Below are 13,928 nucleotides of genomic sequence, written 5' to 3'. Positions count from 1 at the left end.
TATTTCCCCGCTCACAGGTAATTGGCCATGACAACCTCAACCGTGGCGGTGCTACAAATTGGCTCCGCTCCTGAAGGTAAAGCACAGACGTTAGACAAAATTTTGTCTTACGAATCCCAGATTATCGCCAGCCAGGCGCGCCTGGTGGTGATGCCTGAAGCCTTGCTCGGTGGCTACCCCAAAGGGGAAACCTTCGGCACACAACTGGGCTACCGCCTGCCGCAAGGACGTGAAACCTGGGCGGAATATTTTGCCAACGCCATCGATGTGCCGGGTCAAGAGACCGAGGCGCTGGCCGCACTGGCACATCGCACCCAGGCCGCGTTGGTGATCGGTGTGATTGAACGTGAAGGCAGTACCCTGTATTGCAGCGCGTTGTTTTTTGAACCTGAAAGCGGTCTGGTGGCAAAACATCGCAAGCTGATGCCAACCGGCACCGAACGCCTGATTTGGGGCCAGGGGGATGGTTCCACCTTGCCGGTAGTGGATAGCCAGGCCGGACGCCTTGGTGCCGCCATTTGCTGGGAAAACCATATGCCGCTGCTGCGTACTGCCATGTACGCTAAAGAGGTGCAAATCTGGTGTGCCCCCACGGTTGATGAACGTGATGTGTGGCAGGCATCGATGCGCCACATCGCCCACGAAGGGCGTTGTTTTGTGTTGAGCGCCTGCCAGTTGCAGCCGTCACCCGCCGAACTGGGAATTGAGATTCCGGGCTGGGACAGCCAACGTCCGCTGATCCAGGGGGGAAGCGTCATTATTGGTCCGTTGGGCGATGTCCTGGCTGGCCCGTTACGTGGCAGCGAAGGATTACTCACCGCCCAAATCGACACCGATGAACTGATTCGCGCCCGCTATGACTTTGACGTGGTCGGCCATTACGCCCGCCCGGATGTGTTCTCGTTAGCGGTTGATCAAAAACCAAAAAAAACCGTAATGTTTCAATAAATTATACTGAACCGTAGTGGCGCGATTTATCGCGCCATTTCGTGCTCGATGCCGGAAAAACCTGCGCGATAAATCGCGCCGCTACGCAAGGTGCGGGCTACCATTCTCCGCTATAAACTGCTCGACAGCCGTATGTACCGCCGCACGTAACGGCAGCGCCTGATCCACCTTGTATTGGTACAGCATCCGCATAAAGGTCATGACCATAATTTCCGGGCTGCGGCATTTCAGTTCCCCGCGCAACATGGCGGCATTGATCAGCCACATCACCTGCTCCTTAGCTTCGGGCAGCAACCGGGCATGGCACTGTGCCGCCAAAATCAATCTGACCCCTAACCCGATAAGCCGCTTGCGCAGCGGCAGACGCGCATAGCGTAGCGGCAACGCAATCCGGCTGACTACCCCGCTATCGGTGCTGATCGCGATCGCCGCTTGCCATACCCCCCGACTTTCATCACTGACGATTGCCTGGTGCATTCCTCATTCCCCCCACAGAAACCTGGCGCAACATCCGCTTGACAGAAATAGCATAAATCAAGATAACTATACCGTACAGTTTAATTATGATGTTTTTTTACTTAACCTGACTTTGGGAGAATCACGTGAAGAAATCAGTAGTGGGCATCGGTGCAGGCTTGGCCGCGTTGTTGTTACTGGCGGGATGTGCGAGCACAGCGCCGGTGAAATATTCCGGGCTGGCGTCGTCTTCACGTCTGACTGCTAACGCGGACGATGATCATGACAGAATTCCCTGGCGCTACAGCACGCCAGTGGACTGGAAAAAGTACGGACAGATCATTATCGAGCCGGTAAGTATTTATCCGGGCAGTGATGGTCAGTTTAATGATATGGACCTGGCAGACCGCCAACATCTCGCGGATTATATGCAGAAAAAATTTACTGAGGCATTAAGCAAGCGTTTCCAGAGCACCACCACGCCCGCACCGGGTGCCTTACGCGTCAAACTGACGCTAACCGGCGCAGATACCACGACCCAGGTCGCCGGGACCATCACTAAATTCGACCTGGCTGGCGGCCCCTATAATATTGTGCAGTCCATTCGCGGCGGACGCGGCATGCTGAGTGGTTACGTCAACTATGCGGTGGAAATTCATGATGCTGCGAGCAATACCTTGCTGCTGGCTTATGTTGCGGAACAATATCCCAACGCGATGAACATTGGAGCCACCTTCGGATCCTTGAGTGCCGCCGAAACCGGTATTGATAAAGGCGCGGAAGAACTGCTGAAGAAGTTGCAATAACCTGCCAACGAAAGGCGGCGCGCGGTAACGCGCCGCTTTTGTTACTTACGCCTGCTCACGGCCAATACGGCGGTTAACCTCGGCGCGCAGTTGCAATAATTTCTCGGCATCGGCTGGCCACGCTTTAAAGGTAATACGCATCCCCATCACGTCATCAACCAGCGCCTCCACTGCGGCTCGGCCTTGCAACGACTCCAGACATTGTAAGGCGCGTAAATCCTGCATCGCTTCCAGTAATACCTTGAGGCGGATCGAAGGCAGCGGCGTGAAGTCTTTTCCGGGATAAACGAGGAAAGGATCGCCTGCCGGGAAGGCCTGCAAACCGTCGGTAACCGCAAAAGGATCTATCGCCTCACGTGACAGCTCACTGTTGTAGAAGTTAAATCCCCAATGCAGGAACCCTTCAATGCGGTACAACCACAGCTGCACCCCAAGGATGCGGTTACGCACCGACGGTTGCGCCATAAAACGGTTAGCCACATCGAGATATTGCGCACAGCAATAATAGGTCCACTGACCGGGCACCTGATTTTCCAGGAAGGGTTCAAGGTGGTCAGACGCCGTCACCGGTTTTTCCACCAGGCCGAGGCGGTAAAAATCGTAATCGGATAAGGCATCCAGCGTGCGATAGCCAGCAATTAATGGCCGGAGCAAATCGCTGGCTTTACGGTAATTCTCCAGATGCTGTTCATTAGGCTCATCGGAAATATGGAACCACACCCGATCGCGCAACCCCTGCTGATCAAACCAGGCGGTCAGTTGCGGCAGGAAGGTGCTCAGGAAGTGCCGCCACTGCGGCCCAAAGGCATCGGTATGCCAGCCAAACCGCGCTTCCCGGCGACCATCCGGCAGTTGTACCGCAATGTGCGGCGCATGTGCGGCCCCCCATTGGGTGAAAAAATGGGCGATCTCAAAATCGCGGATGCCCTCTTGGCGGCATAAATCCACCCAGCGCGCCAGCCGCTCAAAGCCAAAGCGATAGCCACCCTGCCCGTCATCAAACACGTCAATCAACTGCACCTCGGTGCGCACTGTGCCGCGTGCGGTATCGAGCGGTGGAGTGAACAGCGGCGTCAACATCATATTGACGCCATGCGCGACAGCGCTTTGCACAAATTGGCGCACCGCCTGCCAGTACTCGTCACTGAACACCGTCAGTTGATAGTAATCCGCCAGGCAATCGGTATGAATCCATTCGGTATGGTACAGCTGCTGCACGGGTAAGCTGGCAGGCAACACCGTCACAACCAGTGTGGCCTCACTCATCACGCTGCCTTCTGCCTCGTCGTGTAAGCGTAGCGTCAGTGGATGCTCGCCCGGCGGTAAACCTTCCGCTGGCGGCGTCAGACAAAGCCACAATGCGCCCTGATAGTTACAGGTGACTTGTACGGTCGGCGCAGTGAGCGGCATCAACAAATCGGGAAACAGGCCCGGCTCCGTCGTCAGATAATGGTCATCCACGGTGTTGTAGCAGGGTAAATGTCCGGGCACCGAGGTGACCTGATAAACCTGCAACCACGGCAGCAGCTCTCCCTCGACGGACCACTGCAAGGTCCGGCGGGTTTTGCGTTCCTGCGACGGCAGAAAATATTGTGCCTGAAACGAGAACGTTTCATTGGTCAGCATGCTGGCCGTCGTCAGTTGTTTTACTTCAGTAATTGTTTTTTGATGGAACATTTTTTCCAGCGACGAAGTCAGCCGCAGATGTAACGCCATGGTTCATCCCTTTCAGAGTCAGAAGTTGGGCAATTTAATAGCACGCATGCGGGAAAGAAAAAATAGAAAAAAAAGGTAATAAGAAAATAAGATGACGCAGCTCGCAAAACATAATATTTTCCTGCCGATAGCGAAAGCCACGCAGAAATAAAGTAATGAGTGCGGTTTTAATTACATTTATTTACGGCCTGTGAATCTTCCTGGATGTGCAGAAAAAAAGCCTTGCTAATTAGATCATTACCGTCGCCGCAACCTTTCGCTTCGTTCTTTTTGTGACGAAAGAGGAGGCAAAAACCGCGCAAAAACCTTTCGATTTCGAAAGATCGAAAGGAAAATCACATCTCTCACTTACACTTTTTCGTTGTTGACAGTCAGATTACGGATGGTTTACAAAATCATTTATCAACACCGGGTCTTTCCAGCGAAATACTTCTTATTGATGAGGGTTGTGTCATGCTGTCTGCTAAAAACAATAAGTCTCACGTCAGGCCAGTAATTTCCGGAATTGCATTAGCTGTCGCACTTTTAATTCCTGCACTCAGTCACGCAGCAGATAAAATAACCTTGCGTTATGCAATTTGGGATCGTAATCAACTTCCTGCGGAAGAAAAAATTGCGCAATCATTTGAGAAAGCCAACCCGGATATCAATATTGATATTGAAGTGGTGCCGGCATCTCAGTATTTCGTCAAACTGGATTCCGCTGTCGCGGGCGGCGTGGCACCGGATATCTTCTGGGTCAACATGCCTTACTTTATCCAGTATGCGCAGAACCACGTGCTGGCCCCACTCAACGGCTACCTGAACGATAAATCTGTCGATCTGAACAACATCGTTGCCAGTTCGGTGAAAGCCTATCAGTTTGACGGTAACCAGTTGGCGATTCCGCGTGATGTGGATGCCATCGCCGTCTGGTACAACAAAAAACTGTTTGATCAGGCCGGGGTCAGTTATCCGAAAAAAGGCTGGACCTGGGATGATCTGAAAACCACCGCCACCGCGCTGAAAGCCAAACTGAACGGTGATGCCTTCCCGCTGTATATGGACCTGAGCAATGACGGTCAGGAAAGCTATCTGAACCTGCTGTATCAGAAAGGCGTCCATATTGTGCCGACCAACGGCCAACCCACCGATATCGCCAGCGATAACGCCATTTGGGTGTATCAGCAACTGCAACAAATGATGAAAGGTGGCTTGCTGCCGACCGCCAACCAGATGAGCGAACTGAAAACCGACTCGGTGTTCACGTCCAACCGCGCTGCGATGGTGTACGCCGGTTCCTGGCAGGCGGCACCCTTCGCCAGCAACCCGCAGATTAACGATCATATCGGCGTGATCGAAATGCCGCGCATCGATAAAGAAGCGGGTGTGGCACACAGCCTGGGCTTCGCCCTGTATGCCAACGGTAAGCATAAAGATGCCGCCTGGCGCTATGTCTCCTTTATGGCGCAAAAATCCTCGCAGGAGGAGCTGGCCGCTGCGGTGATCCCAGCCAACAAACAGGCGATGCCAGCATGGGCCGCGAACGTTAAGCAAGTTGACGTCACCGCTTATCTTAATGCCCTGGATCACGCCACGGCTTACCCGACGGCAGGTACCAATACACCGAAGTGGCAAAATATGTGGATCAGCAGCCTGAAGAAGATATTTATGGGCGCAGATGCCAAAGAAGAGATGGATAAATCGGTGAAGAAAATTAGCCGGGTGATGGAAAAGTAATATTTACCACGCGGGGATGATCGTATCCCCGCCCTGTTCCCGCTATCGGAGCCGATAAAGATGGAAAATATCTCTCCCGTCGCCGTAAATCTTCCTGCGGTTAAAACGGTAAAAAATGTCAGCAGTCTGGAACGTGCCGAGCGTTTCTGGGGCTGGATTATGATCGCGCCATTGGTTATCGGCTTACTGGTTTTTTATTTCATTCCCTTTCTCCAAACGTTGTTTTACAGCTTTACCGATCTCAATCAGTTTATGAACTGGACTGAAGTGAGCCTGGATAATTATCGTGACCTGTTCAGCGATGATGATTTTTACACCGCCGCTCTGAATACCCTGTTCTATGTGGTGGTGTGTGTGCCGGTCAGCCTGGCGCTATCGTTGTTGCTGGCGATCGGCCTGAATCAACCGATTCGCGGCAAGACACTGTTCCGTACCCTGCTGTTCCTGCCCGCTATCACCATGCCTGCGGCGGTGGCGATGGTGTGGCAATGGCTGTTCAACGGCGATTTTGGCCTGGTAAACCATTTGCTGGGATTTATTGGTCTGCCCTCTGTTGACTGGCTGTCCGATCCCAAAGTGGTCCATCTCAGCGTGTCAATTATTATCATCTGGTCATCACTGGCGTTAAAAATCATCATTCTGCTGGCCGGGTTACAGAATATTCCTCGCCAGGTGTATGAAGCCGCCGATATTGATGGCATTGGCACCCTACGCCGCTTCTTCTTTATTACCTTGCCGCTGATGTTGCCCACGTTATTTTTCGTTTCAATTATGAGTTTTATCGAAGTCCTGCAAATCTTCGACGTGATTTTTCTCATGTTCGACCGTTCGATGATTGAAAGCGATGCCATGACGGTGACCTTCCTGTTTTATAAATACGCGTTTTATTTACAGGAAAAAGGCTATGCCTCCGCGATTGCCGTGGTGCTATTTGTCGTCACCCTGGTGATTAGCCTGGTGCAGATGTTTATTGGTAAAAAAATTAAGGTGACCTGAGGAAGCCCGCCATGAGCACATTAACCCAATCCGAAGAGCTGGCGTGGTTTCGCCGACAACATCAGGAAAAGCTGCGCCGTCTGACGGTGTATATCCTGATGACGCTGGCCAGCCTGATCTCATTGGTACCCTTTATCTGGATGCTGCTGACCTCGTTAAAAACGCAGCCGGAAAGCATTCAGATTCCGCTGGCGATCCTGCCCGCGCATCCTTCGATGCAGGCTTATCACCGCATATTAACGGAGATCCCGTTCACCACTTTTTACATCAACTCGTTTCTCTACACCTTTTTTACCGTGACGCTGCAAATGCTGATTGCCGCCATGGCAGCCTACGGTTTCTCGCGTTTGACATTTCGCGGGCGCGATACGGTGTTTATGTTGTGCGTCTCGATTTTGATGGTGCCCGCGCAAGCATTTCTCATCCCACAGTTTCTGATTGTGCAGAAACTCGGTTTAGTGAACACCCTGAGCGGTCTGATCCTGCCGGGCATCTTCAGTATTTACGCCACCTTCCTGCTGCGGCAGTTCTTCCTCGGCGTCCCGCGTGAACTGGAAGAAGCCGCGTTGCTCGATGGCTACAACCACTTCACCATTTTCTGGCGCATTCTGCTGCCGCTGATTCGACCGGGTTTAATCGCCTGCACCATCATCAATGGCCTGTGGGCGTGGAACAACCTGATGTGGCCACTGATCGTCAACACCAGCGTCAATAAACTCACGCTGCCCGTCGGCCTCGCGTCCCTGGCCAGTCGCGCCGGGGTGCCCTACCCAATGCTGATGGCCGGTGCCTTGATGGCGGTATTGCCGATGTTGATTTTATTCATCTTTTTCCAGCGCTATTTCATTCAGGGCATCGCCAGCGCCGGTGTGAAAGGCTAATTCACCACTCAGAGGAAGCAGCTATGTCTGGTATTCAATTACATGATGTGAAGAAAATTTATCCCAACGGCTTCCAGGCGCTGCACGGTATTGAGCTGTCGATTCAGGAAGGCGAATTTATGGTGTTTGTCGGGCCATCGGGCTGCGCCAAATCGACGCTGCTGCGCATGATTGCCGGACTGGAAAGCATCAGTGCCGGTGAAATCGTGATCCAGAACCGCTGCGTCAATCAGGTCTTACCCAAGGATCGCGAAGTGGCGATGGTGTTCCAGAACTACGCGCTTTACCCACATATGACGGTATACAAAAACATGGCGTTTAGTCTGCAAGGGAAAATGCCGCGTGAAGAGATCGACCGTCGGGTACGTGAAGCGGCAGAGAATCTGGAGATCAGTCACTTGCTGGAACGCAAACCGGGCCAGTTATCCGGCGGCCAGTGTCAACGCGTCGCACTGGGCCGCGCCATTGTGCGCCGTCCTCGCGTGTTTTTGTTTGATGAGCCACTGTCCAATCTGGATGCCAAACTGCGCGTCTCGATGCGCCTGCAACTGATCAATCTGCACCAGCAACTGAAAGCGGAAGGATTGCCCTCCACCATGGTTTACGTCACGCACGATCAGGTGGAAGCGATGACGATGGGCGACCGCATCTGCGTCCTGGATCGAGGGGTGATCCAACAGGTCGATAAGCCGGTCACCCTCTATCATCAGCCGGCAAACAAATTTGTGGCTGCGTTTATCGGCAGCCCGGCTATGAACTTGCATGATGTAACTATTATGCGTAACGCAGGCATGTTAGCGCTCTCGTTTGGCGATGCCGGGCAACTCTCGCTGCCAGCCAGTGTCGCCGATCGCCTCAACGGCTATAGCGAGGAGCAGATTTGCCTGGGTATTCGCCCGGAACATGTGGTGATCACCACGGCCGATGCGCCCGCCGCGCTACCGGCGACAGTGCAGACGGTGGAACATATGGGCAATGAAGAGATCGTCCATTGTGATGTCGCGGGTCGCCACTTTGTGGCGCGCTTCCCCTCTTCGCCCGGCTGGTCTCTGCAACCCGGTGAGCGCATTGCTCTGCAACTGATGCTGGACCACGCGCATTTGTTTGATATCAACCACGGGCGTGTGCTGCGCCCGGCGACACGCTGAGGGCGGGATAACACCGATGCGCTACGGATTTGATATCGGCGGCACAAAGATTGAGATCGCCGCCTGGGATGACAGGATGCAACAACTGTTTCGCCAACGGGTGCCCACCCCCGGCGAGGATTACGCCGCCTTTCTGCATTGCCTGGTGAAGCTCACCCAGGAGGCGGATCAGCAATTTGGTGGCAAAGGCAAAGTAGGTATTGGCTTGCCGGGTATCACCGATCCGCGAACACAGCAGCAACTGGCGGCCAACGTCCCCTGCCTGAACGGACGCAACCTGAAGCGCGATATCGAAACACTGCTCAATCGGCCAGTGGTGATCGGCAATGACTGCCACTGCTTTGCCCTGTCTGAAGCCCACGCACCACAAACGCAGGACTATCGGGTGGTATTTGGTGCCATCATCGGCACCGGGGCCGGTGGTGGCCTGGTGGTCGATAAACAGCTGTTTCGCGGTAAACACGGGCTGGCCGGTGAATGGGGACATTTGCCGGTGCCTGGGCGGCTGTTCCAGCGTTATGCACTGCCCTCGTTTCGCTGCAATTGTGGCCTGAGCGATTGCTATGAACGCTATGTCTCCGGTCGTGGTTTGTTGGCACTGAGTCAGCACTTTGGCCACCCGGCCAGTGACCTGCCGCAACTGATGCACAGCTATCGTCGCGCCGATGCGCTGGCGCAACAGATATTCCATACTTTTATCGCGGTGCTTGCCAGCGCGCTGGCCGGGCTACAACTGCTGCTGGATATTGATGCCTTTGTGCTGGGCGGCGGCTTATCCAATATTCCTGAAATCTATCCGCTGCTGCCCGCGGCCATGCGCGAAAATTTATTTACCCTGTGCCCACCGGCAGCGATTTTGGCCCCGGTGTTTGGTGACAGCAGCGGCGTCCGCGGTGCTGCCCTCCTCAACGATGCTGAAAGAGAGTCCCTATGATCAATACCGAGCAACGCCGTGAATCGATTATTGAGCAGTTGAGGCGCGAAGGTGTGGTGCGGGTGGAAGATCTCAGCACCCTGTACAACGTCAGCTCCGTTACCATCCGCAACGATTTGCGCTGGCTGGAAAAAAGCGGCTGTGCCATTCGTGGCTATGGCGGTGCCCAGTTGAATCGCCAGTTTGTCTTTGACCGCCCGCTGGAAGACAAAGGCAAAATTAATCGCGACGTCAAATTCGCTATCGCCAAAGCGGCCGCTGGCCTGATTAACGATGGGGAGGCGGTGATTATCGATTCCGGCTCGACCACCAGTCTGATGACCAAGCATCTGGAGAGCAAAAAAGACCTGGTGGTGATGACCAATGCCATCAACATTGCGTATGAACTGGCCAGCCGCGAAAACATTCATCTGATGGTGCTGGGCGGCAACGTGCGCAGCGCTTCCTGGTCCATTGACGGCCCGACCGCCGAGCAACATATCCGTCAGTACCGTTTCGACAAACTGTTTCTCGGCGTTGATGGTTTCGACCTCGCCTCCGGCATCACCACGCCACAATTGGGCGAAGCCCAGATTAACCGGGCGATGTGCGACGTCTCACGTGAAATCATCGCCGTGGCCGACTCCAGCAAGTTTGGCCGCACCAGTTTCTGTCTGATCCGCGAAGTGGAACGCATTCACCGGCTGGTCACAGACAGCGCCATATCCGAACAATACGTGCGCGCCCTGGAAAAAATGGGCGTCGACATCATTATCGCCGATCGCTAAAACGCGGGAGAACGTCATGAAAGTGGGCATTATTGGATTAGGATTCCGTCTCGGTTACCTCGGGCATGTATTCAGCAGCCTGTCACCCGACTTCACCATCGTCGGGTATGTCGACCCGGCTCCTGCCGGTCTGGCAACGCTGCAACAACATGGCATCGCTGCCGGTCAAGCTTATGACACGCCAGAGGCATTGCTGGCAGCACATCAAATCGACTTGCTGATGATAGGATCACCCAACCATCTGCATCTGGAGCATATCCGTATCGGCCTGGCCGCAGGCGTAAAGGTGTTCTGCGAAAAACCGGTGGTCGCCAGCATGGAGCAAAGTTACCAGTTGGCGGAACTGCTGGCTCAATATGGTCAGGAGCAGTTGTTGATCGGCCTGGTACTGCGCTACGCACCGATGTACCGCGATGTGATGCAGGCACGGCAGTCAGGCGCGTTGGGCAACATCGTGTCGGTGGAAGCCTCGGAACATATCTATCCTTACCACGGTGCGTTTTTCATGCGCGACTGGCGTCGTTACTCACGCTATTCCGGCAGTTTTATGCTGGAGAAATGCTGCCACGACCTCGACCTCTACAATAGTCTGATCGGTTCACGTCCGATGCGCGTTGCCAGCTTCGGTGGCCGCCGCAACTTTGTGCCGGAAAACGATCCCCGCCAGCAAGGCGTGGACGATATGTCACTGTTCCACCAAAAACCCTCGGGCTGGCTGGGTGATGACAAAGTGTTCGACAGCGACGGCGACATTGTCGACCATCAGGTCGCCATTGTTGAATACGCCAACGGCGTCGCACTGAATTTCCACACCAATCTCAACGCGCCGGACCAGTTCCGCCGCTTCTGCATTATGGGATCGCGCGGCCAGGCGGAAGGTGATTTTATTCGCGGCTTCCTGTGGGTGCACGATGTGATGAGCGGCAACAAAACCGTGGATAAGTCCTACGCGACCCGTACCGCGTTGTCGCAACATTATGGTGCCGATGAACAGATGGCGCAGCAAGTGATGGATCATGTCCTGCGTGGTGGCCCGCTGCCGGTGTCGCCGCAAGATGCCATCGAAGCAGGCATTCTGGCACTGGCGATGGATGAGGCACGCGAACAGCGTAAGTTGGTCGATCTGGCACCGGTATGGGAGAAACTCGACCGTTTGCTGACCGCGCCGCAGCCAGCGTAACGGGTGACGCGGGCAAACACCTGCCCGCGTGCTTTACTGGCTGACCAGCACCACGTCAACCCCGGCTTTGCGCAGCCCTTCGAGGCTGTTTTGCGGGATGCTGTCATCGGTGATGATCATATGGATACGTTGCGTATCGATGATTTTATGCAGGCTGGAGCGGTTAAATTTGCTGGAATCCGTCACCACGATGATACGTTCCGCCACTTCGCACATGCGGCGATTCAGACGTGCTTCGTCTTCATTATGGGTACTGATGCCGCGCTCCAGGTCGATGGCATCGACGCCGAGGAACAACAGATCAAAATGGTAATTCTGTAACGAATGATCGGCCTGGTCGCCATAAAATGACAGCGACTGACGGCGTAAATGACCGCCGGTCATCAGCACCTCGACCCCTTCTGCTTCAACCAGCGCGTTGGCCACGTTCATTCCATTGGTCATGGCGATCACATTCTGATGCTGGCGCATGTGGCGAGCGATCTCAAAGGTGGTGGTGCCGGAATCGAGAATCACCCGATGGCCCGGTTTAATCAGCTCGGCGGCGACGCTGGCAATGCTGCGCTTTGCTGACACATTCAATGCGCTCTTATCTTTGACCGAAGGTTCTACCGCTGCCACACCGTTATCGCAGATCAGTGCGCCACCATACACCCGCACCGCGATGCCTTGCTTCTCCAGAAACGCCAGGTCATTACGGATGGTCACGGTAGAGACGCCGTACAAGGCGGCCAGGTCATTCACCTGCACGCTGCCGTGCTGACGTAGTTTTTGAATGATCTGCTCACGGCGCTCGCTGGTCGCCGCCACGCTTTTTTCCAGTGGGTTATCGGAATGCTGCATCAGGTTTGCCTGCCTGTCTGATCTTTCGTTTTATTTCGATTGCGCTATTAACACCTTTCTTTCAGTGAAATGCAACCTCTGTTAGCGCAACAACAAGCCAGAATAGCTTACGGCCTTGCGTTATCTTTTTCTTGCCTTCTCCTCATCGCGTCTGATAGCTTTCATTTTGTTTTCATACGTCGCTACCCGCCACACAACGAAAGACTATGAAAGGTTGATGGGTGGCATCTGACCCTGTGGAGCCTAAAATGAAACTATTAACTGAAATCATCGAACGTCACCGCCAGGGTGAACAAAACGGCATCTTCTCCGTGTGTTCAGCCCATCCGTTGGTACTGGAAGCCGCGCTGTGCTTTGCCCGTGACCATCAGCAGCCACTGCTGGTCGAAGCCACCTCCAATCAGGTTGATCAGACCGGCGGATACACCGGGATGACCCCCGCAGGCTTCCGTGATTTTCTCTGGCAACTGGCGGATAGCTGCCAGTTCCCGCGCGATCAGCTGATTCTTGGCGGCGACCATCTTGGCCCGAACCGCTGGCAAAAAGAGCCTGCCGAGGTGGCGATGCAGCACGCCGAAGTACTGATTGCTCATTATGTACAGGCCGGGTTCAAGAAAATTCACCTCGATTGCAGCATGTCGTGCGCTGATGATCCGGTGCCGCTGACCGATGCGATCGTCGCTCAACGTGCCGCCCGGCTGGCCGCGATTGCCGAAGCCACCTGCCAGCAGCACTTTGGCTGTGCTGATTTGGTGTACGTGATTGGAACCGAAGTCCCGGTGCCAGGGGGGGCGCACGAAACCCTGACCGAATTAGCCGTCACCACGCCAGAAACCGCCCAGGCCACGCTGATGGCGCACCATCAGGCGTTTGAACAACAGGGATTATCCGCGCTCTGGCCGCGCATTATTGGCCTGGTGGTACAGCCCGGCGTTGAGTTTGACCACACCCATATCATTGATTATCAGCCGCAAAAAGCTCAGCAGTTGTGTCAGTGGGCAGAAACCGCCGGACGCCCGTTGTTCGAGGCCCACTCCACCGATTATCAAACCCCACAGGCGTTGCGGCAGTTGGTGATCGACCATTTCGCCATTCTTAAAGTCGGTCCAGCGCTGACTTTTGCGCTGCGTGAAGCGTTGTTCTCTCTGGCCTGTATTGAAGAAGAGCTGCTGAGTGCCAAAGCCTGCTCTCACCTGCGCACGGTGCTGGAAGGCGTGATGCTCGACAAACCGGATTACTGGCATAGCCATTATCACGGCGACAGCGCCACCCGCCGTCTGGCCCGTGGCTTTAGCTATTCAGACCGCGTGCGTTACTACTGGCCGGATGGCCAGATCGCCGAGGCATTCAAGGTGTTGATCCGCAATTTGGCCGATACCGCGCTGCCGTTACCGCTGATCAGCCAATATCTGCCGTTGCAGTACGGCAAAGTGCGTCAGGGCCAGTTGGCGGCAACGCCCCATGCCCTGTTGATTGACCATGTGCAGGACGTGTTGCAGCAATATCACCGCGCCTGCCAGCCAGCATAAGGAGG

At 54.6% G+C, this 13,928-nt stretch carries 13 protein-coding genes; 10 read left to right on the top strand and 3 right to left on the bottom strand.

Features of this window, described 5'->3' with window-relative positions; all coding sequences use genetic code 11:
- Positions 1 to 27 precede the first annotated feature (27 nt).
- Positions 28 to 948 carry a carbon-nitrogen hydrolase family protein gene (locus tag PAT9B_RS09650; protein WP_013509073.1) on the top strand — a complete coding sequence of 307 codons (921 nt, stop codon included), beginning with the start codon at positions 28 to 30 and terminating at the stop codon, positions 946 to 948.
- A gap of 81 nt (positions 949 to 1,029) precedes the next feature.
- Here PAT9B_RS09650 and PAT9B_RS09645 read toward each other — a convergent pair whose 3' ends face one another.
- Positions 1,030 to 1,425: a hypothetical protein gene (locus PAT9B_RS09645; RefSeq protein WP_013509072.1), complete on the bottom strand. Its 396-nt coding sequence runs from the start codon at positions 1,423 to 1,425 to the stop codon at positions 1,030 to 1,032.
- Positions 1,426 to 1,550: 125 nt separating this feature from the next.
- Here PAT9B_RS09645 and PAT9B_RS09640 point away from each other — a divergent pair, with 125 nt between their 5' ends.
- Positions 1,551 to 2,210 carry a DUF3313 domain-containing protein gene (locus tag PAT9B_RS09640; RefSeq protein WP_013509071.1) on the top strand — a complete coding sequence of 220 codons (660 nt, stop codon included), beginning with the start codon at positions 1,551 to 1,553 and terminating at the stop codon, positions 2,208 to 2,210.
- Positions 2,211 to 2,255: 45 nt separating this feature from the next.
- Here PAT9B_RS09640 and PAT9B_RS09635 read toward each other — a convergent pair whose 3' ends face one another.
- The gene (locus tag PAT9B_RS09635; protein WP_013509070.1) at positions 2,256 to 3,926 is read right to left on the bottom strand and encodes a DUF4091 domain-containing protein; all 1,671 of its coding nucleotides are present in this window, start codon (positions 3,924 to 3,926) and stop codon (positions 2,256 to 2,258) included.
- Between the two features lie 453 nt (positions 3,927 to 4,379).
- On the opposite strand from PAT9B_RS09635, the gene PAT9B_RS09630 reads away from it, so the two are divergent.
- From PAT9B_RS09630 to PAT9B_RS09600, 7 genes are all read left to right on the top strand, one after another.
- Positions 4,380 to 5,645: a sugar ABC transporter substrate-binding protein gene (locus PAT9B_RS09630; RefSeq protein ID WP_013509069.1), complete on the top strand. Its 1,266-nt coding sequence runs from the start codon at positions 4,380 to 4,382 to the stop codon at positions 5,643 to 5,645.
- Between the two features lie 60 nt (positions 5,646 to 5,705).
- Positions 5,706 to 6,641: a carbohydrate ABC transporter permease gene (locus PAT9B_RS09625; RefSeq protein ID WP_013509068.1), complete on the top strand. Its 936-nt coding sequence runs from the start codon at positions 5,706 to 5,708 to the stop codon at positions 6,639 to 6,641.
- Positions 6,642 to 6,739: 98 nt separating this feature from the next.
- Positions 6,740 to 7,522, top strand: a complete 783-nt coding sequence (locus PAT9B_RS09620) for a carbohydrate ABC transporter permease (protein WP_049792206.1) — start codon at positions 6,740 to 6,742, stop codon at positions 7,520 to 7,522.
- 23 nt (positions 7,523 to 7,545) lie between these two features.
- Positions 7,546 to 8,670 carry an ABC transporter ATP-binding protein gene (locus PAT9B_RS09615; protein WP_013509066.1) on the top strand — a complete coding sequence of 375 codons (1,125 nt, stop codon included), beginning with the start codon at positions 7,546 to 7,548 and terminating at the stop codon, positions 8,668 to 8,670.
- A gap of 16 nt (positions 8,671 to 8,686) precedes the next feature.
- The gene (locus tag PAT9B_RS09610) at positions 8,687 to 9,604 is read left to right on the top strand and encodes an ROK family protein (RefSeq protein WP_013509065.1); all 918 of its coding nucleotides are present in this window, start codon (positions 8,687 to 8,689) and stop codon (positions 9,602 to 9,604) included.
- Positions 9,601 to 10,371, top strand: a complete 771-nt coding sequence (agaR, locus tag PAT9B_RS09605) for a transcriptional repressor AgaR (protein WP_013509064.1) — start codon at positions 9,601 to 9,603, stop codon at positions 10,369 to 10,371. The genes PAT9B_RS09610 and agaR overlap by 4 nt, the downstream gene beginning before the upstream one ends.
- Positions 10,372 to 10,387: 16 nt before the next feature.
- A complete protein-coding gene (locus tag PAT9B_RS09600) occupies positions 10,388 to 11,551 on the top strand; it encodes a Gfo/Idh/MocA family protein (protein ID WP_013509063.1) in 1,164 nt (387 codons plus the stop codon).
- Positions 11,552 to 11,584: 33 nt separating this feature from the next.
- Here PAT9B_RS09600 and PAT9B_RS09595 read toward each other — a convergent pair whose 3' ends face one another.
- Positions 11,585 to 12,394: a DeoR family transcriptional regulator gene (locus PAT9B_RS09595; protein WP_013509062.1), complete on the bottom strand. Its 810-nt coding sequence runs from the start codon at positions 12,392 to 12,394 to the stop codon at positions 11,585 to 11,587.
- Positions 12,395 to 12,642: 248 nt separating this feature from the next.
- On the opposite strand from PAT9B_RS09595, the gene kbaZ reads away from it, so the two are divergent.
- Entirely contained in the window at positions 12,643 to 13,923 is a 1,281-nt protein-coding gene (kbaZ, locus tag PAT9B_RS09590; protein ID WP_013509061.1) for a tagatose-bisphosphate aldolase subunit KbaZ, read from the top strand.
- The last annotated feature ends 5 nt before the right edge of the window (positions 13,924 to 13,928 follow it).

Source organism: Pantoea sp. At-9b (assembly GCF_000175935.2).
Taxonomy (GTDB): Bacteria; Pseudomonadota; Gammaproteobacteria; order Enterobacterales; family Enterobacteriaceae; genus Pantoea.
The sequence above is the reverse complement of the archived record's forward strand: the minus strand, read 5'-3'. Positions and strand labels throughout refer to the sequence as shown.